Below are 25,251 nucleotides of genomic sequence, written 5' to 3'. Positions count from 1 at the left end.
AGAAATGCGGCCCCTTTTGTGGTGAAAGGGGCCGTATCCCTTTTCTCCCCCAACGAACCACCCGAAAAAACCATGGCTAAATACAAGCTGGAATACCCCGCAAGATGCCGGGTGTTTTTTTTGTGCGGCGTTGAGCCTTAAGGTGGAACCCGGCCTTCCGCCTGCGCCAAAGCTACGGCGGACAAGCCGGACGGGTTTTTGTGGGGTTGAGTTTGGCCGGTCCGCCCAAATCATCCCGGCATGAACTGGAAAGGTGTCCTGCCCGCCGTCACGACCAACTTGAAGACCGACTTGTCCGTCGACCACGAGGCCTTCGCAGCGCACTGCCGCTGGATGATCGACAGCGGCTGCACGGGCATCGTGTGCTGCGGTTCCCTCGGCGAGGCGCAGACCCTCAGCTTTGACGAGAAGATTGCCGTCGTCCGCACCGCCGTCTCGGCGGTGGGCGCCCGCGCGCCGGTCGTGCTCGGCATCGCCTCGCTCAGCACGTTGGAGGCCGTGGCAATGGCCAAGGCGGCCGAGCAGGCCGGGGCGCAGGGCCTGATGGTGCTGCCGCCCTACGTCTATACTTCGGACTGGCGCGAGATGAAGGCCTATGTGAGCGCCGTCATCGCGGCGACCAGGTTGTCGTGCATGCTCTACAACAATCCGCCGGCCTACAAAACCGACTTTCTGCCGGATCAGATCGCCGAGCTCGCCAAGGAGCACGCCAACCTGCACGCGGTGAAGGAATCCAGCGGTGATGTCCGCCGCGTGACCGCCATCCGCGCAGCCGTCGGCCGCCGGCTGGAAATCGCCGTGGGGATGGACGATGCCATCGTCGAGGGCATCTACGCCGGAGCCACGGGCTGGATTGCCGGCCTGGTCAACGCCTACCCGGCGGAGTCAGTGGCGTTGTTCGACCTGGCCAGCCGGGGCGACAAGGCCCGGGCGGCGGTCCTCTACGAGTGGTTCCTGCCGTTGCTCCGGCTCGATACGGTCCCGAAGTTCGTCCAGCATATCAAGTGGATCCAGGCCGAGGTGGGGCGGGGCACGCCCTTTACCCGGCCGCCGCGGCTGCCGCTGGCCGGAGTTGACCTCGAATTGACACAGGCCGTGCTCGCCAAGGCCCGGCAGGATCATCCAAAATTGTAGCATGAAACCCGACGGCGGCTCCCTCATCGGCTTCGGTTCCAGCGGCCTCGGTGGCGCTACGTTCAAGGCCTTTGATCCGGCGAAAAACGTCCACCTCGAGCCGACCTTCCTGTCGGCGGATGCCGAGGACGTGGCTCGCGCCGTCCAGCTGGCCGCTACCGCCGCCCCCGCCTGGGCCAAGCTGCCCGGCGCCGCCCGCAACAGGTTTCTCAGCGTCATTGCGGAAAAGCTCGAGGCCCGGTCGGCCGAGCTGGTGGCCCGCGCCATGCAGGAGACGGGTTTGCCCGAGGCGCGCCTCAAGGGCGAGGTCACCCGCACCGCCGGCCAGCTCCGGCTCTACGGTGAGACGGCGCAGCGGGGCGATTGGGTCGATGCGCGCATCGAAACGGCGCTGCCGGACCGCAAGCCGCTGCCCAAGCCCGACCACCGCTCGATGCTGCGGGCGATCGGCCCGGTCGTGGTGTTCGGTTCGAGCAACTTTCCCTTTGCCTACTCGGTGGCGGGCGGCGACGTGGCGTCGGCCTTTGCGGCCGGTTGTCCGGTGATCGTCAAGGCGCACGCGGCGCATCCCGGCACGAGCGAGATGGTCGGCCGGCTGATCCTGCACGCCGTGCGGGAATGCGGCCTGCCCGAGGGCACGTTCTCCCTGCTGTTCGACGCCGGCTTCGAGGTCGGCCAGGCCTTGGTGAAACACCCGGCGGTCAAGGCCGTCGGATTCACCGGTTCGGTCAGGGGCGGGCGGGCCCTCACCGATTTGGCGGCGGCGCGGCCGGAACCGATTCCGGTCTATGCCGAGATGGGCAGCGTCAACCCGGTGTTCATCCTGCCCGGCGCCATCGCCGAGCGCGCGGCCGGGATGGTCGAGGGCCTGTATGCCTCGTCCACCGTCGGGGTCGGCCAGTTCTGCACCAATCCCGGGCTCATCGTGTTGCAACGCTCGCCGGCGGCGGAGCAGTTCATCAAGGACATGGCGGCGCGGCTCACGGCGACGCTGGAAGGCGTGATGCTCACGCCCGGCATCCGGAAAAACTTTGTCGCCAACACCACGGCCCGCGCGCACCAGCCGGGTGTGAAGGTACTGGCGCAGGGCAACGCCACCTCGATGTGCAGCGCCGCGCCGGTGTGGTTCGAGACCGGCGCCAAGGAGTTTCTGGGCAACCACGCCCTGTCCGAGGAAATCTTCGGGCCGAGTTCGCTCGTCATCTGGTGCCGGGATGCGGCCGAGATGCTGTCGGTGGCGCACGAGTTGGAGGGCACCCTGACCGCCACGGTGCACGCCGGTGCCGCCGAGGCGAAGGAGCAGGGCCCGCTGGTGGACATCCTCGCGGCCAAGGCCGGACGCCTGATCCTCAATGGTTATCCGACGGGCCTGGAGGTCAGCCACGCCATCGTGCACGGCGGACCGTATCCCTCGACGAGTGACGGCGGCCGCAGCACGTCGGTCGGCACGCGCGCCTTGAACCGCTGGACGCGGCTCATCTGTTTCCAGGGCTTCGCGAATGATTTGCTCCCGCCGGAGCTGCAGGACGCGAATGCGCTGGGGCTGGCCCGGATGGTCAATGGCCAGACCACGCGCGATCCCGTGGCCTAGCGTGCGAGGCCGGGATTCAGGCGCACCGCTTCCTGATAGTGTCCGTTGGCCCCGGCCGTGCGGCCAAGTGAGTGCAGGGTCAGGGCGACGTGGAAATGCGCGTCGGCCGGTTCCGGATCGAGAGCCAGCGTGGCCTCGAAATGCAGCCCTGCCTCCGCATACCGGCTCAGCTGCGCCAGCGCGCTGGCCAGGTGCACTTGCACTCGCCGGCCATCGCCAGGTTTCTCAAGCAGCCGGTGTAAGAGGGTAGGGCGGCGACTCCGTTCGCCGCCAGGCGCGGAAACGAAAGCGGGGGGCGGCGCCCCTCACGCATATCGTCAATATTCAGGACAGGAGGTGGAACGCGTTGACCCCAACGCGTTCAAGGCAGCGTCTTGGGTCAAGCCGCTCCACCTGTGCCTTTGTAGGGCCGGCGCTCGTCGCCGGGCCGCGGTCCGCCGGCAAGCGGCGACCCTACAATCTTGCGGCCGCGTGACGGATCGCGCGCTGGTAGGCGGTCAGGCCCGGGTCGTCGGTCGTCTCGCAAAGCGTGTCGAGCGCGAGGCGCAGCGCGTCCGCGGCCCGGCCCTGCGCGTGCAGGGTAAGGCTGAGGAAGACAGCGAACTCGGGATTGTCGGGAAACTGCACCTGGCCCGAGCGCAGCACCTCGGTGGAGCGCTCGAGTTGCCCCAGCGAACGCAGGGTCGAGCCGAGCCCGATCAACGCGCCGGACAGCTCGTTGGGCGGCAGGCCGAGGGCGACGGCCTTCTCGTAATAGGGCAGGGCGTCGGCCGCGCGGTCGAGGACGTCGCAGGTCCACGCGAGCTGGTAGTTGATCTCGGCGACGTTCGGGTGCCTGGCATCGAGCTTTTGCAACCGGGGGAAAATCTCCTCGGCCTGGCCGTGGGCCCGCGCGCCGACGATGGCGTCTAATTCTTCGCGCCAAGCGCTCATGGCGATAAGCGATAAGCTTTAAGCCGTAAGCATAGCATCGGAGTCAGAGGTCAGAGGCTTAAAGCTTACAGCTTTGCGCTTATGGCTTTCTTCTCCGGCAAGGCGCGGGTGACGACCTCGTTCTTGAAGCGGGCGAGGAGGTCGGAGACCGGGTGGACGCCTTCGTCGCCCTTGGCGCGGGAGCGGACCGAGGCGCTGAGGGCCTCGGCCTCCTTCTGGCCGAGCACGAGCACGTAGGGCACCTTCTCCAGTTCGGCGCGGCGGATCTTGGCGCCGAGCTTGTCGGAGTGGCTGTCGAGCGTCACCCGCAGGTCGGCCGCGAGGAACTGGTCGAAGATCGTCTTCGCATAATCCATCACCTTGTCGGAGATGGGCAGGAGCCGGACCTGCTCGGGCGCGAGCCAGAGCGGGAAGTCGCCGCCGAAGTGCTCGATCAGCACGCCGCAGAAGCGCTCCATCGAGCCGAAGGGCGCGCGGTGGATCATCACGGGGCGGTGGGCGGCGTTGTCGGCGCCGATGTAGGTGAGGTCGAAGCGCACGGGGAGCACGTAGTCCACCTGCACGGTGCCGAGCTGCCACTCGCGGCCGATGACGTCCTTGATGACGAAGTCGATCTTCGGACCGTAGAAGGCGGCCTCGCCGGGCTCTTCGGTGAAGGGCACGCCGAGGGTTTTCGCGGCTTCGCGGCACGCGGCCTCGGCCAGGTCCCACTTCTCGGGGTCGCCGGCGAACTTCTTGCTGTCGGGATCGCGCAGGCCGACGCGCACGCGGTAGTCGGACATGCCGAGCGTCGTCAGGATGGTCTTCACGAGCGAGAGGCAGCCGATGATCTCGGGGCCGACCTGCTCCGGCGTGCAGAAGAGGTGGGCGTCGTCCTGGGTGAAGCCGCGGACGCGGGTCATGCCGTTGAGCTCGCCGGACTGCTCCCAGCGGTAGACGGTGCCGAACTCGGCGAGGCGCACGGGCAGGTCGCGGTAGGAGTGCGGTTGCGAGGCGAAGATCTTGATGTGGTGCGGGCAGTTCATCGGCTTCAGCAGGAAACCGTCGATGAGCTGGTCGTCGGGCAGGACGCGGTCCGGGGTGATCGTCTCCTTGCCGGTGAGCTTGTTGACCTTCTCGGCCAAATGCGCGGAGACGGCCTCGATGCGGTTCGACATCTCGGCGCAGGAGCAGCCGGAGGAGACGAGCTGGTCGAGGTAGTCGCGCTCGACGACCGGCGGGAACTGCGAGTCCTTGTAGTAGGGGAAGTGGCCGGAGGTCTTGTAGAGCGAGAGGCGGCCGATGTGCGGCGTGAAGACCTGCGAGTAGCCCTGCTTGCGGAGCTCGCCCGCGATGAAGGTCTGCAGCTCCTGGCGGACGATCGAGCCGTTGGGCGTCCAGAGGATCAGGCCCTGGCCGACGTCCTCGTCGATGTGGAACAGCTTGAGGTCGCGGCCGAGCTTGCGGTGGTCGCGGAGTTTGGCCTGCTCGAGCTGCGTGAGATAGTTGGCGAGTTCGTCCTTCGAGGGGAAGGCGGTGCCGTAGATGCGCTGCAGCTGCTGCTTCGTCTCGTCGCCGCGGTGGTAGGCGCCGGCGATGGAGAGGAGCTTGAACGCCTTGATCTGTTTTGTGTAGCGGACGTGGGTGCCGGCGCAGAGGTCGGAGAACTCGCCGTTGGTGTAGAACGAGATTTTCTCGTCCGCGGGAATGTCGGCGAGGCGGCCGAGCTTGAAGCGCTCCTGGCCGCGGGCCTTGATGATCTCGACGGCCTCCTCGCGGGACACCTCCTTGCGGGTGAACGGCTGGTTTTCATCGATGACCTTCTTCATCTCCTCCTCGATCTTGGCGAGGTCCTCGAGGGTCAGCTTGTGGGCGAGGTCGACGTCGTAATAAAAGCCGGTGTCCGTGGGCGGGCCGATGTCGAGTTTGGCGTCCGGATAAAGACGAAGGAGCGCGGTCGCCAGCACGTGGGAGGCCGAGTGGCGGATTTCTTCTAGCGGAGTCATCGACATAACGGTGGTTGGTTGTGGTCCTGCCTACGATTGCAGGGCCGAACGCGCAGATTGGCGGGGAATTTCGCCGGGTGTCAATGCCGGGGTGCGGCTGGGTAAGTTGGCCATAAGAAGCACAAGAAACTTAAATGGAGGGCTCAGCTCCAGCTGAGTCGCGGCCTAGCTGAAGCTAGGCCCTCCAGCTAATCGGACGCCAAACAGCGCCTCTTTACAGGCGGTTTTGAGCCGACTGGCGACTTGCGCGGGAGTGGGTCTGCAGTATTTTACGGGCATGAGAGCGTCGATCAAGCGCCTGTTGGGACGCCCGGTGGATTTTCCGGCGGAGATTACCCTGTCGAGCGGGGAGAAATATTTGCTCCCTCACCCTGACCACGCGCACATGCATCCGAATACGCGCGACCTGATAATTTATCCTGATGACGGTCCGTTTTCGTTGGTCGTCAATCCAGATCAGATTGTGTCGCTGAAAAGTCTGCGCAAGGCCTCGTAAGCCTATTTTTTTAGCGGCTCCAGCTTGTAGCCGTCCTTGCCATCGAGCATGGACCAGCCGGCGGCGGCGAGTTCCTTGCGCAAGGCATCGGCGCCGGCCCAGTCCTTGGCCTGCTTCGCGGCCCAGCGCTTGTCAGCGAGGGCGGTGATTGCGGCGGGGACGTCGGCCTTGGGCAAGTCGGCCGCTCTCAGATCGAGACCGAGCGCAAACAGGGCGCGATCGAAGGAGGTCTGGTCCGCTTCGCCGCCCTTGCGGTTCACGACCGTGAACAGCGCGCCGAATGCCCCTGGGGTGTTCAGGTCGTCGTGCAACGCGGTAAGCACATGCCCGAAGGTGTCGTGTGCGCCGGTGGTCGCGGCCGGCAGACTGGCGCGATACGCGCGCAGCGTGTGCAGTGCGCTCTCGGCCGCGTGCAGCGAATCGAGCGTGAAGTTGAGCTGTTTGCGCGGGTGGCCGGCGAGCAGGGCGTAGCGCAGCGCCATCGGGCTGAAGCCCTTGGCCTTGAGGTCGTCGAGCGTGTAGAGGTTGCCGAGCGACTTGGACATCTTCTTGCCGTCTACGAGCAGGTGCTCGCTGTGATACCAGTGGTGGGCGAATAGCTTGCCGTTGCAGCACTGGCTCTGCGCGATCTCGTTTTCGTGGTGCGGGAAAAGCAGGTCCACGCCGCCGGTGTGCAGGTCGATGGTCTCGCCGAGGTGTTTCTTGCTCATCGCGCTGCACTCGATGTGCCAGCCGGGGCGGCCGCGGCCCCACGGGCTGTCCCAGGCGTTGTCGCCGTCGTCGGCCTTGTGGGCCTTCCAGAGAGCAAAGTCGGTGGCGTCCTCCTTTTCGTCGGCGTCGGCCGCCGCGGCCTTGAGCGCGGAGCTGGCCTGCAACTCGCGCTCCTTCACGCGGGAGAGCCGGCCGTAATCGTCGAAGGAGGAGACCTTGAAATACACGGAGCCGTCGCCGGCGCGGTAGGCGTTGCCCTTCTTCATCAGCACGTCGATCATGTCGACCTGCTCCTTGATGTGGCCGGTGGCGGTGGGCTCGACGTGCGGCCGCAGGCAGTTCAGGGCGTCGCAGTCGGCGTGAAACTTGTCGGTCCACTGTTTCGTGACGTCGACCAGCGGGCGCTTCTCGTCCTGCGCGCGCCTGATGGTCTTGTCGTCGACGTCGGTCAGGTTGCGGACGTGCTTCACCTTGCCGGGAAACTCGAGCTCGAGCAGCCGGCGGATGACGTCGTTGACGACGAAGGTGCGGAAATTGCCGATATGGGCCGGCGCGTAGACCGTCGGGCCGCAGTTGTAGAAGCGGAAGACGCCGTCCGGCTGGGCGGGCTTGAGTTCGCGCTGGGTGCGGGAGAGGGATTCGTGGAGCCGGAGGGGCATTGGACAGGAGAAGTGGCCACAAAAGGCGCAAAAAGCGCAGAACTTTCAATCCCGGATTGGCTGACTGATTTTTAGCCGCAAAAAGGCGCAAAAAGCGTCGCACCTGCCGGCGAATGATTTTCGCGCGCCTATAGGCGCCTTGAGCGTCAAATCCGTCTGCGTTTTTGTGCTTTTTGTGGCCAAACTGTCTTGGTTGGCTGGGAAAAGATTAGCGTGAATTTGGGTGAAATACTGATTTAGTCCTGCCTTCCCATGGCCAAGACCACCAAGCTCGAACTGACCCACCGTCCGCGCCGCCTGCGCCGGCAACCCAGCCGCCGCGCCTTGGTGGAGGAAACCGTCCTCCGGGCGGACGACCTCATCGCCCCGCTCTTCGTGGTGGACGGCAAGGGCCGGCCTGAGCCCATCACGTCCATGCCGGGCGTCAGCCGCTTCAACATCACCGACCTGGTTCGCGAGTGTCGCGAGCTCTCCAAGCTGGGCATCCCGGCCGTGGCCCTCTTTCCCAAGCTCGACGCCAAGCTCAAGGATGCCGATGGCACGGAGGCGTTGAACCCGAAGACCCTGGTCCTCCGCGCGGTCCGCGCCGTGAAGGCGGCGGTGCCGGAGCTGACCGTCATCACCGATGTCGCGCTCGATCCCTACACCAGCCACGGCCACGACGGCGTGCTGACGCCGGCGGGCGACGATGTGGACAACGACCGCACGGTCGCGATCCTTTGCGAAATGGCCGTGCTGCAGGCCGAGGCGGGCGTGGATTTCGTCGCGCCGTCCGACATGATGGACGGCCGGGTGGGCGCGATCCGCAAGGCGCTCGATGCCGCCGGCCACACGGACACCGGCATCCTGGCCTATTCGGCGAAATACAATTCGGCCTACTACGGTCCGTTCCGCGAGGCGGTCGGCAGCGCCAAGGCCGCCGGCACCCGCCTGCTCAGCAAAGCCACCTACCAGATGAATCCGGCCAACCGCCGCGAAGCCGTGCGCGAAGTGCAGCTCGATGTGGCCGAGGGCGCCGACATCGTCATGGTCAAGCCCGCCGGCCTTTACCTCGACATCATCCGCGAGGTGCGCAACTCGACCCGCACCCCCGTGGCCGCCTACCAGATTTCCGGCGAATACGCGCAGATCCACGCCGCCGCCAAGCTCGGTTGGCTCGACCTCGCGCGCTGCCGCGACGAGTCGCTGCTGGCCATCAAGCGCGCCGGTGCCGACATGATCCTGACCTACTTCGCCAAGGACGTGGCGCGGGCGTTGAAGGGGTAGGGCGCGGACTCCGCTCCGCGCCAAGGCGGCGAAGGGACTCGCCGCCCTACCTGCGCCACAGCGCGCGCGTCAGCACCACGTGTCCGAACAGGGCGCCGCCGACGCACACCGGCCCGATGAAGGCATAGGGCAGGTGCAGCGCGAGCAGCAGCGGCGGCTCCGCGCCCCAGCCGAAGGGCACGGGCGACGACAGGAGGGCCACGCGCATGACATTCACGAGCAGGGCAAAGCCGACAATGTTCGTAATACGAACAATTGCCGGGAAGCGGGAGGCGAAAGGTGCGGCGGCCAGTGCGAGTGTGCCGCTGATGATGTCCCAATTCTGTCCGGTCCAGGTCATGGTCTCGGGCACCACGCCCTGCGCGGCCCAGGAATGCAGCACCAGCTCGAGCGGGAGACGGAACGTCTGGAAGCCTACGAGTGCGGCCAGCGGCACCCCGGCGGCCACCCGCGCCCCGAAGGGCGAAAGGCCGGCGCCGAGGCCGATCAGCAGGATCGGGGCGAAGAAAAACGGCAGGCCGGAAAAGGGCAGCGCCGCCATCCGGCCGCTGGCGATGAACGCCGAGAGGCCGCCGAGCCAGACGGCTAAAGCGGCGGCGGCGAGCGCCACGGCTTTGCCGGTGCGATAGGAGCGATGGACCGCCCAAAGGAAAGCCACCACGACCGCCACAACGATGGCGACGAAGGCGGCGAGCGAACCGGCGCTGGCGGAGTGGAAGGGCATGGATTGATTGAGCTTTTGTAGGGTCGCCGCTTGCGACGACCTTGATTTACCTCAATCGCGAGGTCGCCGCAAGCGGCGACCCTACCGAGAGTCTTAGCCTTTCGGCTGACTCAGGTTCGAGTGCCGGCGGCTGTAACCGAAGTAAACGGCGAACCCGAGGGCCATCCAGATGGCGAGCCGCAGCCAGGTGTCGACGGGGAGCATATACATCTGCAGCAGGCAGGTGGCGACGCCGAGAATGGAGACGAGCGGCAGCCACGGCGTGCGGAAGGGGCGGGGCAAATCAGGGCGCTTCACCCGCAGCACCCAGACGCCGGCGCAGACGAGGGCAAACGCCATGAGCGTGCCGATCGAGATGAGTTCACCCAGCAGGTCGAGCGGCAGCAGGCCGGCGACAATGGCGCAGACCACGCCCGTGAGGATCGTCGTGATGTGCGGCGTGCGGAAGCGCGGGTGGATCTTGCTGAAGGAGGGCGGCAGCAGGCCGTCCTTCGCCATCGAGAAGAAGATGCGCGGCTGGCCGAGGAGCGAGACCAGGCAGACCGAGGTCAGGCCGGCGATCGTGGCGATCTCGATGCTGATGCGCAGCCAGCCGGGGGCGTGCACCTGCTGGAGGGCGAAGATGAACGGCGCGTCGACGCCGAGCCCGGTGTATTTGACCATGCCGGTGAGCACCGCCGAGACGCCGATGAAGAGCAGCGAGCAGACCGCGAGGCAGCCGAGCAGGCCGATCGGCATGTCGCGCTGCGGGTTCTTCGCCTCCTGCGCGGCGGCGGAGACGTTGTCGAAGCCGACGTAGGCGAAGAAGATCACGGCGGAGCCCTTGAAGACGCCGCTCCACCCGAACTCCCCGAAGGTGCCGTTGTTGGGCGGGATGAAGGGCGTCCAGTTGGCCGCCACGATGTCGCGGTGGCCGAGCATCCACCACAGGCCGTAACCGATGAGCACCACGAGGACGCCCACCTTGATGAAAACCATCGAATTGTTGAAGTTGGCGGACTCCTTGATGCCGATGACCAGCACGACGGTCAGCGCCAGCGAAATGAAGACCGCGGGCAGGTTGATCAGGGTGCCCGTGGTGACCAGCGGGTGGTATTCGTAGGCGAAGCCCAGGATGTGTGTGGTGATGGTCTGGGCCCGGTCGATGGCAAAGGGCGCCGAGCCGATGGCCGCGGGGATCTTGATGCCGAACCACGGCTCGGCGAGGAACTCCTGGATCGCGCCCGACCAGCTGACGGCCACCGCGGCGCCGGAGAAAAGATATTCGAGGATCAGGTCCCAGCCGATGATCCACGCCAGGAATTCGCCCATCGTCGCATAGGTGTAGGTATAGGCGCTGCCCGCGACGGGGATCATCGTGGCGAACTCGGCGTAGCACAGGCCCGCAAAGAGGCACGAGATGCCGCAGAGGATGTAGGACAGCACGATGGCCGGGCCGGCGTAATTCGCGGCGGAGGTGCCGGCCAGGACGAAGATGCCGGCGCCGACGACCGAGCCGATGCCCAGGCTGATGAGGTTGAGCGGCCCCAGCTCCCGCTTCAGCCGGTGCTCACCCGTCGATTCCGACTCCGCAATCAGCTGCGCGACGGGCTTGGTCTGGAAGAGGCTCATGAGTTGCTCCCGTGACTGACGGACGTGCCCGGTCGTGGCAACAAGGCTTTTCCCGGCGCGGCGAAAGCATTGCCGCACGGGCGGCGGGAATTGGTAGGGGCCGTTGCCCTCAACGGCCCAGGGCGCTTGGGGGCAAGCGCCCCTACCGCAGCCTTGCGCGATCAGCCACGGCCGCGCTTGCGGGTCGGCTTTTCGTCCTCGTCCTCGGCGTCGTCTTCGTCCTTGTCCTTCTTCTCGTCGTCCTCGTCCTCATCATCGTCGTCGGCCTTGCCCTTGGCGCCGGGCTTGGCTTCGCCGTCTTCCTTGTCGCCCTCCTCGTCATCCTCGTCCCACTTGAGGGAGGAGTCGTTCTTGAGCTTCTCTTCGTCCTCTTCCTCGACCTCGGGCAGGTCGTCTTCCTCGTCCTCGGCGGCACCCTTGTCGCCCTCCTCGTCATCCTCGCCGTGGCCGGCGGGCATAAAGTCGAGGATGGCGGTGATCTCGCCGAAGAGATGGACGGCCTTGCCCTCGATGAAGTCGTTGTTCTGGGACTCGCGGAGCTGGTCCTCGACCTCGTCGACGGTCAGCTTCTCCTCCAGGTCGAGCAGCTCGTTGATGAGCTTCACGCGTAGGCGGGTGATGTGGTCGAGGAAGTCGGCGTAGGGTCCGTTCTCCTCGTCGATCACGTCGGGCAGGGCGAAGAGTTTCTCCTCGGACTCGAGCAGCGGCTGCTTGGTGCGGGCGAGGCGGACCTTGCCCTTGCCGAGGTCCTTGGTGATGCGGAAGGGGATGAAGGCGCGCTCGAACAGGTCGGAGTCGAAGCCGTATTCGCGGAGCGGGTCGATCAGCTCGATGATGTGGTCCACCTGGCGGGGGTCGATGATGCTCAGGCCGTCGACATCCCAGTGCACGGGATCACTGACCTCGTCGACCCACCAATTGTGGTCTTCGCCGAGCCGCACTACGCACCATTCAAGTTGGGGGGAGCCTTTCGCCATAAGGGTGTTGCTGATTTCGCTGCACGAAATGGGCCCGGTTGAGGCCTTGTCAAATCTTGAAACGCAGAAAGTTGGAAAATCTTTCCGGCCCCGCCGGGGGCGCCAAAAATCGCCGGCAGGGTGGGCCTGAAGTCCGAAATAACAAGACCAAAAACTTCAGCCGGTTTTTCCCGGCGGGCGCTTGTAAGTTCCGGGTTCCCCACCCATCGTCCGCGACACATGGGCTGGCTCTATCAACACGCGGTCAAACCCGCGCTTTTCCGTCTCGATCCGGAGCACGCGCACGAGCTGGGCGTCGATGCGCTGGCGCTGCTCGGCCGGCTCCGCCCGCTGTGCGCCGTCCTGGAGCGGGTCCACCGGCTGGCCCCGGCGTTGCACCGGCCGGTCGAGGCTTTCGGGCTGAAATTTCCCAATGCGGTCGGCCTGGCCGCGGGCTTCGACAAGAACGGCCGGGCGTGGCCCGCCGCCGCCGCGCTGGGCTTCGGCCACGTCGAGATCGGGACGGTCACCTTCCACGCCCAGCCGGGCAATCCGCGGCCGCGCGCCTTCCGCTATCCCGCCGAACAGGCGGTGATCAACCGCATGGGCTTCAACAACGAGGGCGCCGCCGCGCTCGCCGCGCGCTTGGCGAAGCTGTCCGGCCCGCGCTCCATCCCGCTCGGCATCAACCTGGGCAAGAGCAAGGTCACCTCGCTGGACCAGGCGACCGAGGACTATCTCGGCAGCTTCCGGCTGCTGGCCGACCACGCGGACTACGTCGTGGTGAACGTCAGCAGCCCGAACACGCCGGGCCTGCGCGAACTGCAGGACGCCGCCTGGCTCCAGCCGCTGCTGGCGGCGCTGGTCGGCGAGAACTCGGCGCGAGTCGCCGCGGGCAAACCGCGCCGGCCGCTGCTGCTCAAGATCGCCCCCGATCTTTCCTTCCCGCAGATCGACGCGGCGCTGCAGGTCATCACCGACCTGAAGCTCGACGGCATCATCGCCACCAACACGACGCTGACCCGGCCGGGATCGCTGGCGGCGGTGAACGAGGCCGGCGGGCTGAGCGGGGCGCCCGTGCGCCGGCGTTCGACCGAGATCATCAATTACATCGCCCGCGCCACCGACGGCCGGTTGCCGATCATCGGCGTGGGCGGCATCATGGATGAGGCTGCGGCGGGTGAGAAGCTCGATGCCGGCGCCACGCTCGTGCAGCTCTACACCGGGCTGATCTACCGCGGGCCGTTCTTCGCCGCGGAGGTCGCGCGCGCGCTGGCGCAGCGGCAGAGGGTGTGAATTGGAGGCGGGACTATCAGTCCCGCGGGACATGGTCCTCGATGGCAGAAACCCGCGGGACTGATAGTCCCGCCTCCAACAAGGTGCCTTGACCGGCCGGCCCTCCACCCAACCCGTCCGGAGGCCGGGTTCCACCTTAAAAATCAGATCACCCAGTCGGCCGACTCGGCGACGAGCAGTTCCTTCTTGTTCCGCGGGCGCACGACGAGGTCGTCGCCCTTGAAATACACGATGCTGTTGGCGGCGATGGACTCGAGCAGCCAGACGTTGCCGCCGATGACGCTGTGTTCACCGATGCGCGTCTCGCCACCGAGGATGGTGGCGTGGGCGTAGATGGTCACGTGGTCGCCGATGTCGGGGTGGCGCTTGACGCCCTTCACCGGGTTGCCCGCGTTGTCGACCTCGAAGGATTTTGCGCCGAGCGTCACGCCCTGGTAGAGCTTCACGTGGTTGCCGATGGTGGCCGTCTCGCCGATCACGACGCCGACGCAGTGGTCGATGAAGAAGTGCGTGCCGATCGTCGCGCCGGGGTGGAGGTCCACGCCGGTGCGTTCGTGACCGTATTCGGTGAGCATGCGCGGCAGCAGCGGCACGCCGAGCCGGTAGAGCTCGTGGGCGATGCGCTGGAGCGAGATCGCCAGCACGCACGGGTAGGCGAGGATGATCTCCTCGACGTTGCGCGCGGCCGGGTCGCCGGTGTAGGCGGCCTGCACGTCAGTCTGCACCACGCGGCGGATTTCCGGCAGCTTGCTCAGCAGGGTGGTGGTGATGCGGCGGGCGTTGGCAATGGGCGCGGGATCCTTGGCAAAAAGGAGGCTTTTCTCGAGCTCGGTGGTCAGACGCTCGTCGATCTTGGCCAGCATCCGGTCGAGCCAGGCCGGCACGTCGTTCTTGGCCAGGCTGGTGCTTTCGAAGTAACCCGGGAACAGCACGTGCATGAAATCGCGGGCCAGCTCGGCCACCCGGTCTTGGGAGGGCAGGTTGACGCCGTCGAGGTGGTTGATCCCTCCATCGCGGGCATAGGACTCGAGCAGGGCCTGCTTGATGGCGTCGGGTGTCATGGCGGCGGGGGAAGCATCGCCAGAAACCCGCTGCGGTCAAATGCCTTGGGCGGGATTCCCGTCATACAGGCCCGCGGGTGCCGTCGGGGCCCTAAGCTATTGACGGAGGGGGAACTGGAGGATGCGCTGAAGCCATGCCCCCCGCTTTCAGGCGATTTTTCACCCGCCGTGCGCTGGCCTGCCCGTTGGCGATCCTCACCGGCCTGGCCTTTTCAGGCCGGGCGGCCGCCGGGCCGGGGAATTACGCCCAGGTGCTCGTCGACGAGCTCATGCGCACGGAGCGCGACATCGCACACTGCGTCCTCCTCCAGGCCACCCCCGGATCAGCCGCCGGCGCGCGGGTGATCGCTTCCAGCGATCCGGGTGCCACGGCCGGTGGCCGGGCGGCGGCCGCACTTTCGGCCGACACCGCCGTCTTCGGCCGCGCGGCCAACGGCGATTTTGAAGGCACGTTGACGCTCTACGATCGGAACGATCAACCGGTCGGGGCCGTCGTCCTGGCCGGCCAGGACGCCAACCCCGCCGACGAGGCCAGGTTGGTCAACCTCATGACCGCGCTGCGCAACGGGCTGAAAGTCAAGATACCCGACGGGGTCGCGCTCACCGGCCCGCCGCGGACGCCGGCCAGGATCTACGCCCAGTTCCTGATGGAGCGCGTGCTCGCCGATCATCCCGAGCTGATCAGGTGCAGCATCCATGCGATCCCGCCCCGGGCGCGGGTCGTGAACAGCATGAACATCGCCTACGCCGACGTGCTTCCGTTGCACCGGGTCGGGAGCCACTCCGACCACGATGAGGATTTCGGTGTGATCACGACCGGGCGGCCGCTTTTCTATTTCTGGGACAAAACCCCGTTCAACGCCGTCCCGATGTATAAGGGCGCCCTGCCGCTTTATGACCGGAGAGGCGTGCAGATCGGAGCCTTCATTCTCGGCTACGTCGATCCCGGCAAGGAAGGCGAGGCCGGGTTGAATGCGAAAGCCGCCGCGTTGCGCGATTCCTTGAAGGTTCTTATTCCCGACAACGACACGCTGTTCACCGAGACGGTCCCGCCCGCGAAGATCCGGATGCAGGCCTTGCTCGAGGCCAAGGCCGCCACCGAGGCGGCGGTGGTGCGTTGCGCCGTGTATGCGCCACCGCCGGACGGCGCGGTGAGCAGCACCTATCAGGTGGCGGCAACCGATTCCGCCGGCATGGGCCAGCCGGCCGATACGGAGGTTTTCGACGTCCTGACCACCGGCGCGGAGAACTGGGTGGCGCGGAATGAGGGAAAAACATGTCGCGGCATACTCCCGCTTTATGACCGGACGAATGCGCTGGCCGGGGTGCTGGTGGTCGACATGAAACGTTCCGCCTCCGGCGATGAACCGGCCCTGGCGAAGATCGCGACCGCCCTGCGCGATCGCCTCAAGGCGCAGCTGGCCGGTCCGGCGGATATCTTTGCGCCGGTTGGCGCCATGGCGCTGCCCGCCGGCCGGACTTCTCGCCCGGAGTCTCTTCCGGCAAATTCCAGCGAAAGGCGGATTTACTCCCAAGTCATGGTCGATGAGACGCTCGCGGCGAACCCCGATCTTGCGGCCATGGAGATTCACGCACGCAAGGCAGGCACGAACGGTCTGGCCCGGGTGGCGGCGAGCAATCGCGCCCTGGGCGAGCCGAGCGGCCCGGACGAAACCGCCGCCTGGTTGGAGGGCAAGACCGCACGACGGCCGGTGTCCGGCAGCGCGGCGGCCCGGGAGATCGTTCTTCCGCTGAAAACCGCCCCGGGCAAAACCATCGGAGCGGTCACTTTTGTCTTCAAGGATGCACCGGGCCTGGATGACGCGGGTCAACTTGACCGGGCGACGGCGCTGCGCGACATGCTGGCCGGCAAGATCCCCAGCACGCCTTCGCTTTTTCGCGTTCCTGCGCCTTGGATGAGCCAGCAATAGGGCCGGACGGGGGTGCATGTCATCCCTCCAGCTGTGTCTTGGGTGGGTGAGGCTCAGCCTGATTCCGACGGCTTCGTTGGCAGGAAGCGTTTTTTTAGAAATGCCTTTCCCGAGCCGCTCTTGAGGTATTTTTCGAATGAGCAGGCGGTTTGTTCGTCAGCAAATCCGATATAAACGACCAGATGCCAGGGTTTGAACTTCCGGGTGTGCGGAGATTTACCCTCATTGTGATCGCGCAGACGCTGCTTCAAGTCGTGGGTCACTCCGACATAGTGCTGCTGCCGCTGATGCACGCTCTCCAGCAGGTAAACGTAGATCATGCTGACAGTGTGGGTGAAAAGCCGTCCTACGCCAAGGCTTCGGACGGCAGCCTTCGCCGCCGCGCGGCGCCAGTCTCTCCGTTCTCCGGGAGCTGGCCAGCCAGCCGAAGCTCCAGAGGAGCGAAGGCTGGTGCTCGGGACAGGACTCGAACCTGCACGCCTTACGGCACACGCACCTCAAACGTGTGTGTCTACCAATTCCACCACCCGAGCGTTCCACCGATGGGAGCGGTGACTTAGGTAAATCCCCCGAAGCTTGTAAAGCCCCGAAATGCGCTTGCGTCATGCTTTCTTCTCGGGGCAAACTGCCTCTTTACCGCGCGCCCGACCTGACGTAGCGGAACACCAAGCCCACCTCCGACACTTACCGGGTAACCACGCCCGTTTTTCCGCCCTTTCATGGACGACTCCAAGCCTGCCAACGAACCCAACGAGCAGGGGTTGAACAAAATCGACCTCTCTCAGTTGCAGACCTTTAACTTCGGCACCCAATGGACCGAGGTGAAGCCGGTATCCCCCGGTGGACGTCGCGAACGCGATTTCGACCGCGGCGACCGGCCTCCCCGCCGGGATGACGGCGGGGGCGGGCACGGCGCACCCGCGCGCGACCGCCGCGCCTTCCGCAAGCCGGCCGGCCCCGGCGGCCCGGGCGGTCCCGGCCAGGCGCCGGGCGCTCCCGCCCGCGAGGGTCAGCAACCCGGTGGCGACCGCGGCGGTCGCTTTGACCGCGGCCCAGGCGGCCCGCGCCGCGATTTCCGCGGCGGCGGCGAGCGCCACGAGGGTGGCGGCGGCCAGTTCGACCGCGCCCCGTATGTCAGCCCGTATTTCGTGGCGACCTGCTATCCCGAGGACACCGGTTTCGCCGCGATGGTGAAGGCCGTGCGCGCCTCGTGCCGCACCTACCAGCTGTTCGAGATCACCAAGGCCGTGCTGGAGAAGAACGATCGTTTCGTGATCGTCGTCCAGCGCGCCCGGCCGCAGCAGGCCGAGGGCGCCGCACCCGCCAAGCCGGCCCCGGTGTTCATGTCGCTGCCCGATCACCTGCCGTTCGACACCGAGGACGCCGCCATCCAGCACGTGCTGGGCAACAACCTCGGCGCGTTCTTCGACATGCAGGAAGTCGAGATCGAGGCCCCGAAGGGGAATTTCCCGATCATCAACAAGTGTGGCATCACGGGCGAACTGCTCGGGCCGCCGAACTATCACCGCTACCAGCAGATCCTCCAGCAGCACCACGCCGCCAAGCTCGGCCGCATGCCGTTCGAGCGCTTCCGCGAGAGCATCGTCTCCGTGCGGGAGCCCGAGACCGCCGCCGCCTGGCTGGAGAAGATGAAGAAGGCCGTGCGCTACACCTGGAAGCCGCCGGTGGCCAAGACCGCCACCACGCCGCCGATGGAAGTTGCCGCCGCTCCCACCGCTCCGGCTCCCGCCGAGACTGCGCCCGAGACTCTCGCGGCGGAAGCCCCGGCTCCAGCCTCCGCCGAGCCTGCGGCTGGCAAGCCCGCGGCCGAGGCGGCTCCGGTCGCGCCGGCGGGTATCAGCTTCGACAACATCGAGGACGCCCGTCTGCACCTGCTCTCCAACGCCCGCGACAAGGTTGTGCGCGCCGTCGACAGCGTCCGTTTCCACGGCAAGCTCATCGAGAAGTTGCCGCCGGGCGAAATCCGCCGCGCCCTCGAGGGCCACGTGGAGCGCCAGCGCCGCTTCCCGCTCGACACCGCCAACGCACTCCGCGGCCGCCTGCGCCGCGAGGGCTTCACCATCTTCAAGAAGGGTTCGCGCGGCGTCTCCTATGTATGCGCCGTCAAGCGCCGCTTCCGCGTCCCGGGCCAGGTGTTCTCCGAGACCATCTCCGCGCTCATCGACTTCATCGAGAAGAACCCGATGGTGCACGTGAAGGATCTGCCGAAGAACTTCCTCAGCATCGAGATTCCGGTGGCCGCCCCGGCGGCTGCTCCAGTCGAGGGCGCCACGCCCTCGCCGGCCCCGTTCGCCGCGCTGGCGCCGGAGCAGGCCGAGAAGCTCCGCAAGATGAGCAACGATCTCCGCTGGCTCGTCATGGAGGGTTACGTGACCGAGTTCTCCGACGGCAAGCTCTTCGCCCCGCCGCCAATGGCGCCACAGCAGGCCAAAAAGGCCGAGGCCGGCGAGGACGAGCACGACCCGGTAGACTTCCCCGACGCGCCTGCTCCCGCGGTCGCCGAGGCGAAGCCGGCCGAGACTGCTCCAGCCTCCGCTGGACCTACGGCTGGCGAGCCGGCCGAGTCGGCCCCCGAAACGGAAACCGCCGCCGCGGCGCCCGTCGAGGAGCCCAAGCCCGAGGCCCAAGCCTGATCTTCCCAGCCCGCTCGCAGGAGCGGGCTTTTTCTTTGTGTAGGGTCGGCGCTAGTCGCCGGACCGCGGCCTGTAGCGGCGCTCTATGAGCGCCGTCATCGGCGGTCACAGACCGCCGCTACAGTAAGACCAGCCGATGTTTGTCGCCGTCGACGATGGACAGCGTCAGATGCCAGGCATCCTTGGGCAGCCACGCGCCGGTTTTCTCCGGCCACTCGACGGCGAGCACATACGGGCTGACCAGAAATTCATCGAGCAGCAGCGCCTCGAGCTGCGCTTCCTTCTCCAGCCGGTAGGCGTCAAGGTGGACGAGCTTGCGGCCCTTGCCCTGGTAAACCGAGTAGATCGCAAAAGTCGGGCTCGTCACGTGCTCCGGCACGCCCAAGCCCTGGGCCAGGCCCTGCACGAAGGTCGTCTTGCCCACGCCCATGTCGCCGTGCAGCGCCAGCGTGGTGTCGGGCGGCAGCGCTGCGGCCAGTTCCGCCGCGAGAACGCGGGTCTGCTCGGCCGACTCGGTCGTGATGCCCTGTTTGAGCCTTTCGACAATCGTCATGGCTGTATCGGGGTGGAACGCGACCTCCGGGCGCGTTGAGAGCGCGTCCGGAGGCCGCGCTCCACCGGTTCAGCGTAAGTGTTCATAGCCGAGATAGTCCGCGAGGCGCAGCGCCCCGGCGGGCAATTGTTTTTTTCGGACAAATCATGAAGCGGAGAAAAGGCTGCCGGGTTAGCCACAAAAAGGCACAAAGAAATCGAGGGCAGACGTGGTTCTCAAGGCGCCTATAGGCGCACGGAATATTCCCGGCCGCGGGCTAAAATCATTTTTGCGCCTCTTCGTGGCCATAAAATGTCTTGGGCGATCACCGCAGATGTTCATAGCCGTGATAGTCCGCGAGGCGCAGCGAGCCGGCGGGCAGTTGGTTTTTCCGGGCGAAACGGCCGAGGCGCGTGAGCTTCAGCCGCGGGAAGCGCTTCCGCCAGTCGCGCTCAAACCGGGGGGCATTGGCCCGGACAACAAGCAAGAGTTCGTAATCCTCGCCGTCGCCGAGCGCGTGGAAGAGCGGGCTTTTCTTCGTGGCTTTGGCGCGGCGGCGCGCCGCTGGGCTGACCGGAATGGCGGCTGCGGCCAACGCCGGCACCAGCCCGGCGGGAGTGAGCGCAGCGAGATCCTTTGCGAGGCCGTCGCTCACGTCCATCATGGCGCGGACCTCCGTCCGTCCGGCCAGCCAGGCGCCCTCGGCGAGCCGCGGCGTGAACTTGAAGTGGTGGCCCAGCAGGCTGCCTCCGAGCGCGCCGGTGACGTAGATCGAGTCGCCCGCCCGGGCGCCACGGCGCGTGACGATCCGCCGGCCGGTGGATTCACCGTGCAGGGTGAGGAAGGCACCGAAGAAGCCCACCGGCCCCTGGGTGATATCGCCGCCGACGATCTTGACGCGATATTGCCGGGCGCACGCCGCGAGGCCGCGGTAGAATGCCTCGAGCCAGCGGACGCTGGTTTGCGGTGCCAGCGCGAGCGACACGACGGCCGCCACCGGCCGGCCGCCCATGGCGGCAATGTCGCTCAGGTTGCGCTTCAGGAGCTTGGCGCCGGCGGCGCGGGCCGGCACGGTGGCGTCGAAATGCTGGCCCCAGATGACCGGGTCGGTGGTGACCAGTTGGTGATGCGTGGTCGGCGGAATGACCGCACAGTCGTCACCGATGCCGAACGGCGCGGCCGGCGAAGCCCGGCCCAGCCACGAGCGGATGCCGGCGATCAGACGCCGCTCGCCGCGGGCGGCGACGGATTGGGCGCGGCTATTTGTGAACGGGTTCATGCGACGGCTTGAAGGTGGAACGCGTTGTCCCCAACGCGTTGCGGCGAAGCCGCCTCGATCCAGCGCGTTGAGGGCAACGCACTCCATCGAGGGTATGATTTAAGAGTCATGTCGCGAGATCCTTCAGGCCCGACAGCAGGATGAGCACGGTGTTCAGGTTGAACAGGCCGTGGGCGATGATCGGCACGCGGATCGAGCCGGTGGCCTCGTAGGCGAGCGCGAGGCCCATGCCCAGCATGGCCAGCGGCACGAAGCCCGCCCAGTTGCCGTGCAGGGCGCCAAAGCAGACGCCGCTGATCACCAGCGCCCAGCCGCGGCCGAGTTTTTGCCGGCAGAAGCGGTAGAGCCCGGCGCGAAAGAGCATCTCCTCGTAGATGGGTGCCAGCACGCAGGCGACGAGCAGCATCCCGGTGACGACGAGGGGCGACCGGGTGCTGGTGAAAATCGCGATGACGTCCTGCGGCACGTTCGACAGGTTCATTTTCTCGACGAGGAAGTTCCAGCCCAGGCTGATCCCGCTGAGCAGGGGCAGGGCGACCAGCAGGGTGCCGGCGGCATAACGCAGGGCCTTGGACCAGGGCAACGCGGGCACCGGCGCCGCTGCCACCACCGGCGTGGCCAGCCAGTTCCGGCGCAGCGTGGGAAAGAGGGTCGGCGCGTCAGGTTCAACCCGCCAGCTGCGGTGCAGCGAGGGAAACAGGAAGCGCCACGCCAGGAAGGCACCGGCGTAATTGGGCACGCTGTAGGCGAAGAGGGCGATGCCTTGGTGATCCCGGGCCCGGGCGATAACGGACCCCAGGGAGAGTTGCACCACGGCCTGGCACGAGAAGCCGGTCAGGAAGATCAGCCCCGCGCAGAGGATCAGATCCGGCAGCTTCGTCGCCGTGGCCGGCAGGGCGTTGGTGCCGAGCCAGCGGGTGCGGGCGGTGCGGTTGAAAACGAGCCAGAGCACCAACCCGGCGCCGGACAGCAACAGGCAGACTTCGAAGAGGGCGAGGGCTAGCTGGGCGGGCTCGGTGGGCATGGAGTCGGGGTCATCCTTGGCGGGCTCCCCGGCAAAAACCAACCTGAAACACTGACGGCTGACGCGTCAGCTCCTGGCCGTGCAGCGCTGGTCGCGGAGCACGCGGACGGCCGAGGGCGGGTTCTTCGCGAGCTGGGCGGCGGGACGGATGGGACGCAGGACCAAGTCGCCGCCGCAATTCGGGCAGACAAAGGCAAGCGTCCTACCGGCGCAGTCCGGGCAGAAGGTGCACTCAAAGGTGCAAATATAGGCCGCCGCCGCGGGCGGCAGGTCGCGATCACAGCATTCGCAGTTGGGCCTGAGCTCGAGGGCCATGATCTCAGAGCATCTTGCCGTTCTGGAAGACGACTAGGCCGGACACGACCGTCGCCTTCACGCGGCCGGTCAGCTTCTGGCCGGACCAGGGGGAGTTGAGCGACTTGCTGAAGCCCTGTTTCGCGTCGTAGAGCCAGGTCTCGTTGGGATCGAAGATGCAGACGTCGGCCGGGGCGCCCTCCGCGAGCGTGCCGGCGGGGAGCTTGAGGAGGTTGGCGGCCTTGCGGGTCATCAGGTCGATGACGAAGGGCAGCTTGAACTTGTTTTGCCGCACGAGCACGTCGAGGCACACGGGCAGGGCGGTCTCGAGCCCGGTGATGCCGTTGGGGGCGAAATCGAATTCCTTGTCCTTCTCGTCCGGCGCGTGCGGGGCGTGGTCGGTGCCGATGCAATCGAGTGTGCCGTCGCGCAGGCCGGCGATGATCGCCTTGCGATCCTGCTCGGTGCGCAGCGGCGGGTTCATCTTGAAGTTGGTGTCGTAGGTGCCGAGCGTTTCCTCGGTCAGCGCAATGTGATGCGGCGTGGCCTCGGCCGTCACGTTGATGCCGTCCTTCTTCGCACGGCGCATGAGCCCGACCGACATGGCCGAGCTGATGTGCTGCATGTGGATGTGGGCGCCGGAGTAGGCGGAGAGGATGATGTTGCGCGCAACGATGATGTCCTCGGCGGCGTGCGGCCAGCCCTTGAGGCCGAGGCGGGTCGAGACGGTGCCCTCGTTCATGACGGCGCCCTTGGTCAGGGACTCGTCCTGGCAGTGGTCGAGCACGGGCAGGTCGAACATCTTGGCATATTCGACCGCGTTGCGCATGAGCTGGTTGCTCTCGACGCACAGGCCGTCGTCGGTGATGGCCACGACGCCGGCCTTCTTGAGCGAGCCATGCGGGGCGAGCTGCTGGCCCTTCATGCCGACGGTGATGCAGCCGGTCGGGTAGACATGGACGGCGGCCTTGCGCGCGGCGTTGTTGATCAGCTCGATTGTGCCGGCGTTGTCGGCGACCGGCGAGGTGTTGGGCATGCAGACGACGGTGGTGAACCCGCCGGCGGCCGCGGCCTGCGAACCGGTGAGGATGGTCTCCTTGTGCGTCTGGCCCGGCTCGCGGAAATGCACGTGGATGTCCACGAGGCCCGGGCACACGACGAGGCCCTTGGCATCGATGACCTTGGCGGACTTCTTCTGCGCGGCGGTGAGGCTGGCCGCGATCTTGCCGTCGGCGATGAAAACGTCGCCGACCTTGTCCCGCTTGGTGGCGGGATCGATGACGCGGCCGTGTTTGATCCAGAGTAGACTCATTTTATTTAACCACGGATTTCACTGATTAACACGGATGGTTGGTCACCACTAATCCACACTAATGGGCCACTAATTAGTGAGGTCTTAGTGTTCATTAGTGGTTAACCCTGCCTTGGACTCTATCCGTGTAATCCGTGGTGAGAAAGTTTGGTTGGTTGAGATTCAATCACTCAATGGAGTCGTGACGTGTTCGGGCTGGCCGCCGGCGCAGAGGTAGAGGACGGCCATGCGGACGGCGATCCCATTGGTCACCTGTTGCAGGATCACGCTGCGCGGGGAGTCGGCGAGATCGCTGTCAATCTCGACGCCGCGGTTGATCGGGCCCGGGTGCATGATGATGGCGTCGGGCTTGATCCACTCGGCGCGGGTCTTGTTGAGGCCGAACATGCTGGTGTATTCGCCGACGGACGGGAAATGGCCGGCGGCCTGGCGCTCATGTTGGATGCGGAGCAGCATCACGACGTCGGCGTCGGCCAGGGCGGAGCGGAGATTGTGCGAAACCTTCACGCCGAGGGACTCGAACCAGTGCGGCACGAGGGTGGACGGGCCGACGATGGTGACGTCGGCGCCGAGCTTGGTGAGCGCGTGGATGTTCGAGCGCGCCACGCGGCTGAAGAGGATATCGCCGAGGATGACCACCTTGCGGCCCTTCAGGTTGCCGAGCTTCTCGCGCATCGTGAAGACGTCGAGCAGGGCCTGCGTCGGGTGCTCGTGGGCGCCATCCCCGGCGTTGACGACCGGGATGCCGAGGACGCGGCTGAGGTAGAGCGGCGAGCCGCTGGCCGAGTGGCGGAGGACGATCATGTCGGCGTTGAGCGCCTGGATGTTCTGCGCGGTGTCGCGGAGGGTTTCGCCCTTGGTTGTGCTGGAGGAGGCGGCGTCGAAGGAGATGACCTCGGCGCTGAGGAGCTTGGCGGCCATCTCGAAGGAGATGCGGGTGCGCGTGCTCGGCTCGAGGAAGAGGTTGACGATGGTCTTGCCGCGGAGGGCGGGGACCTTCTTGACCTTGCGATCGAGGATGCGGCGGAACGCGCCGGCGGTGGCCAGCACCTGCTCGATCTCGGTACGGCTGAGCTCCTCAATGGTGAGAAAATGTTTACGATGCCAGGGCACGGCGGAGAGAAGTGTTAAGTGACAAGGGTCAAGTGACAGGAAGCGGGCGGGCGGATTTTCGATTGGCGAGCCGCAGGACGACGATTTGGTCAGCTCCCGCTTGATTGGCCGGAAGGTGCACCTCCACCTTCTCGTCCTCGGTGGCGGTGACGCCCAGGCCGATGTAATCGGCGGCGATCGGCAGCCGGCGGCCGCCGCGGTCCACAAGGACGGCCAGCTCGACGCGGGTGGGGCGGCCGTGGTCGAAGAGTTCGTCAAGCGCGGCCTTCACGGTGCGGCCGGAGTAGAGGACGTCGTCCACGAGGATCACGGTCGCGCCGTTGACGTCGTGAGGGATGATGGTCGGCGAGAATTCCTTCGGGATCGGGTTGCGGCCGATGTCGTCGCGGTGGAAGGAGATGTCGATCGTGCCGGTGCCGGGCTTGAGGCCGGCCTTTTTCAGGCGGTCGACGAGGCGCGCGGCGAGGACGATGCCGCCGTTGGCGATGCCGAGGAGCAGCAGGCGGTCGGTCCGGGCGTGCCGGGCGGCAATGGCGGAAGCAACGCGCTCGATGGCTTGGTCTATCGCTTTGGCGTCGTGCTTCGGGGGGGTGGCCACGAGCCCAAGGTTTTGAGGGCCGGCATGAGGGCCGTCCAGCGCAAAGGCTCAAATGGGGTGATTAAGCGAAGCCGGTCGAGGGAATGGTGAC

The 25,251-nt window shown here is 66.4% G+C and carries 23 protein-coding genes and 1 tRNA gene; 7 read left to right on the top strand and 17 right to left on the bottom strand.

The window, feature by feature from the left end:
• The first annotated feature begins 240 nt into the window (after positions 1 to 240).
• On the top strand, positions 241 to 1,134 hold the full coding sequence (locus BLU29_RS00640; RefSeq protein WP_091054659.1) for a dihydrodipicolinate synthase family protein: 894 nt from the start codon (positions 241 to 243) through the stop codon (positions 1,132 to 1,134).
• Position 1,135: 1 nt separating this feature from the next.
• Positions 1,136 to 2,725 carry an aldehyde dehydrogenase (NADP(+)) gene (locus tag BLU29_RS00635; protein ID WP_091054658.1) on the top strand — a complete coding sequence of 530 codons (1,590 nt, stop codon included), beginning with the start codon at positions 1,136 to 1,138 and terminating at the stop codon, positions 2,723 to 2,725.
• On the opposite strand, the gene BLU29_RS00630 is transcribed toward BLU29_RS00635, so the two are convergent.
• The 3 genes from BLU29_RS00630 to thrS form a co-directional block, all read right to left on the bottom strand.
• Positions 2,722 to 2,958, bottom strand: coding sequence for a tetratricopeptide repeat protein (locus tag BLU29_RS00630; protein WP_091054657.1), 237 nt, complete (start codon positions 2,956 to 2,958; stop codon positions 2,722 to 2,724). The two genes, BLU29_RS00635 and BLU29_RS00630, sit on opposite strands and share 4 nt — an antisense overlap.
• 220 nt (positions 2,959 to 3,178) lie before the next feature.
• Complete coding sequence (locus BLU29_RS00625) at positions 3,179 to 3,658, bottom strand: tetratricopeptide repeat protein (RefSeq protein ID WP_091054656.1); 480 nt, start codon at positions 3,656 to 3,658, stop codon at positions 3,179 to 3,181.
• 65 nt (positions 3,659 to 3,723) lie between these two features.
• The gene (gene thrS / locus BLU29_RS00620) at positions 3,724 to 5,649 is read right to left on the bottom strand and encodes a threonine--tRNA ligase (RefSeq protein WP_091054655.1); all 1,926 of its coding nucleotides are present in this window, start codon (positions 5,647 to 5,649) and stop codon (positions 3,724 to 3,726) included.
• A gap of 271 nt (positions 5,650 to 5,920) precedes the next feature.
• On the opposite strand from thrS, the gene BLU29_RS00615 reads away from it, so the two are divergent.
• Positions 5,921 to 6,139 carry a hypothetical protein gene (locus BLU29_RS00615; RefSeq protein ID WP_091054654.1) on the top strand — a complete coding sequence of 73 codons (219 nt, stop codon included), beginning with the start codon at positions 5,921 to 5,923 and terminating at the stop codon, positions 6,137 to 6,139.
• 2 nt (positions 6,140 to 6,141) lie between these two features.
• Here BLU29_RS00615 and cysS read toward each other — a convergent pair whose 3' ends face one another.
• Positions 6,142 to 7,509: a cysteine--tRNA ligase gene (gene cysS / locus BLU29_RS00610; protein ID WP_091054653.1), complete on the bottom strand. Its 1,368-nt coding sequence runs from the start codon at positions 7,507 to 7,509 to the stop codon at positions 6,142 to 6,144.
• 252 nt (positions 7,510 to 7,761) lie between these two features.
• On the opposite strand from cysS, the gene hemB reads away from it, so the two are divergent.
• Complete coding sequence (gene hemB / locus BLU29_RS00605) at positions 7,762 to 8,775, top strand: porphobilinogen synthase (RefSeq protein ID WP_091054652.1); 1,014 nt, start codon at positions 7,762 to 7,764, stop codon at positions 8,773 to 8,775.
• Between the two features lie 46 nt (positions 8,776 to 8,821).
• Here hemB and BLU29_RS00600 read toward each other — a convergent pair whose 3' ends face one another.
• The 3 genes from BLU29_RS00600 to BLU29_RS17755 all read right to left on the bottom strand — a co-directional run bounded on the left by BLU29_RS00600 (position 8,822) and on the right by BLU29_RS17755 (position 12,087).
• Positions 8,822 to 9,499: a hypothetical protein gene (locus tag BLU29_RS00600; protein WP_091054651.1), complete on the bottom strand. Its 678-nt coding sequence runs from the start codon at positions 9,497 to 9,499 to the stop codon at positions 8,822 to 8,824.
• A gap of 93 nt (positions 9,500 to 9,592) precedes the next feature.
• A complete protein-coding gene (locus BLU29_RS00595) occupies positions 9,593 to 11,110 on the bottom strand; it encodes an amino acid permease (protein ID WP_091054650.1) in 1,518 nt (505 codons plus the stop codon).
• Between the two features lie 161 nt (positions 11,111 to 11,271).
• The gene (locus BLU29_RS17755; protein ID WP_157693532.1) at positions 11,272 to 12,087 is read right to left on the bottom strand and encodes a hypothetical protein; all 816 of its coding nucleotides are present in this window, start codon (positions 12,085 to 12,087) and stop codon (positions 11,272 to 11,274) included.
• A 219-nt stretch (positions 12,088 to 12,306) separates the two neighbouring features.
• Here BLU29_RS17755 and BLU29_RS00585 point away from each other — a divergent pair, with 219 nt between their 5' ends.
• The gene (locus tag BLU29_RS00585; RefSeq protein ID WP_091054649.1) at positions 12,307 to 13,362 is read left to right on the top strand and encodes a quinone-dependent dihydroorotate dehydrogenase; all 1,056 of its coding nucleotides are present in this window, start codon (positions 12,307 to 12,309) and stop codon (positions 13,360 to 13,362) included.
• Between the two features lie 143 nt (positions 13,363 to 13,505).
• Here BLU29_RS00585 and BLU29_RS00580 read toward each other — a convergent pair whose 3' ends face one another.
• Entirely contained in the window at positions 13,506 to 14,423 is a 918-nt protein-coding gene (locus BLU29_RS00580) for a serine O-acetyltransferase (protein ID WP_091054648.1), read from the bottom strand.
• Between the two features lie 134 nt (positions 14,424 to 14,557).
• On the opposite strand from BLU29_RS00580, the gene BLU29_RS00575 reads away from it, so the two are divergent.
• Positions 14,558 to 16,354, top strand: coding sequence for a hypothetical protein (locus BLU29_RS00575; protein ID WP_157693531.1), 1,797 nt, complete (start codon positions 14,558 to 14,560; stop codon positions 16,352 to 16,354).
• Positions 16,355 to 16,407: 53 nt separating this feature from the next.
• Here BLU29_RS00575 and BLU29_RS00570 read toward each other — a convergent pair whose 3' ends face one another.
• Positions 16,408 to 16,674: a GIY-YIG nuclease family protein gene (locus BLU29_RS00570; protein ID WP_091054646.1), complete on the bottom strand. Its 267-nt coding sequence runs from the start codon at positions 16,672 to 16,674 to the stop codon at positions 16,408 to 16,410.
• 128 nt (positions 16,675 to 16,802) lie between these two features.
• A tRNA-Leu gene (locus BLU29_RS00565) sits at positions 16,803 to 16,887 on the bottom strand.
• 186 nt (positions 16,888 to 17,073) lie between these two features.
• Between BLU29_RS00565 and BLU29_RS00560 the strand changes: the two genes are divergently transcribed.
• Entirely contained in the window at positions 17,074 to 19,008 is a 1,935-nt protein-coding gene (locus BLU29_RS00560; protein WP_091054645.1) for a hypothetical protein, read from the top strand.
• Positions 19,009 to 19,126: 118 nt separating this feature from the next.
• Here BLU29_RS00560 and tsaE read toward each other — a convergent pair whose 3' ends face one another.
• The 7 genes from tsaE to pyrR all read right to left on the bottom strand — a co-directional run bounded on the left by tsaE (position 19,127) and on the right by pyrR (position 25,160).
• On the bottom strand, positions 19,127 to 19,561 hold the full coding sequence (gene tsaE, locus BLU29_RS00555; RefSeq protein WP_091054644.1) for a tRNA (adenosine(37)-N6)-threonylcarbamoyltransferase complex ATPase subunit type 1 TsaE: 435 nt from the start codon (positions 19,559 to 19,561) through the stop codon (positions 19,127 to 19,129).
• 304 nt (positions 19,562 to 19,865) lie between these two features.
• A complete protein-coding gene (locus BLU29_RS00550) occupies positions 19,866 to 20,819 on the bottom strand; it encodes a thiamine-phosphate kinase (RefSeq protein WP_091054643.1) in 954 nt (317 codons plus the stop codon).
• A gap of 106 nt (positions 20,820 to 20,925) precedes the next feature.
• Positions 20,926 to 21,843 carry a CPBP family intramembrane glutamic endopeptidase gene (locus BLU29_RS00545; protein ID WP_157693530.1) on the bottom strand — a complete coding sequence of 306 codons (918 nt, stop codon included), beginning with the start codon at positions 21,841 to 21,843 and terminating at the stop codon, positions 20,926 to 20,928.
• 66 nt (positions 21,844 to 21,909) lie between these two features.
• Positions 21,910 to 22,158, bottom strand: coding sequence for a DUF1272 domain-containing protein (locus BLU29_RS00540; RefSeq protein ID WP_091054641.1), 249 nt, complete (start codon positions 22,156 to 22,158; stop codon positions 21,910 to 21,912).
• Between the two features lie 4 nt (positions 22,159 to 22,162).
• The gene (locus BLU29_RS00535) at positions 22,163 to 23,449 is read right to left on the bottom strand and encodes a dihydroorotase (protein ID WP_091054640.1); all 1,287 of its coding nucleotides are present in this window, start codon (positions 23,447 to 23,449) and stop codon (positions 22,163 to 22,165) included.
• A gap of 162 nt (positions 23,450 to 23,611) precedes the next feature.
• Positions 23,612 to 24,562 (bottom strand): aspartate carbamoyltransferase catalytic subunit, encoded by a 951-nt coding sequence (locus BLU29_RS00530; protein ID WP_091054639.1) that lies wholly within the window; start codon positions 24,560 to 24,562, stop codon positions 23,612 to 23,614.
• Between the two features lie 28 nt (positions 24,563 to 24,590).
• The gene (pyrR, locus tag BLU29_RS00525; protein ID WP_091054638.1) at positions 24,591 to 25,160 is read right to left on the bottom strand and encodes a bifunctional pyr operon transcriptional regulator/uracil phosphoribosyltransferase PyrR; all 570 of its coding nucleotides are present in this window, start codon (positions 25,158 to 25,160) and stop codon (positions 24,591 to 24,593) included.
• Between the last annotated feature and the right edge of the window lie 91 nt (positions 25,161 to 25,251).

It is taken from the genome of Opitutus sp. GAS368, from assembly GCF_900104925.1.
Classification (GTDB): domain Bacteria; phylum Verrucomicrobiota; class Verrucomicrobiia; order Opitutales; family Opitutaceae; genus Lacunisphaera.
This window is presented reverse-complemented; position numbering and strand designations above follow the sequence as displayed.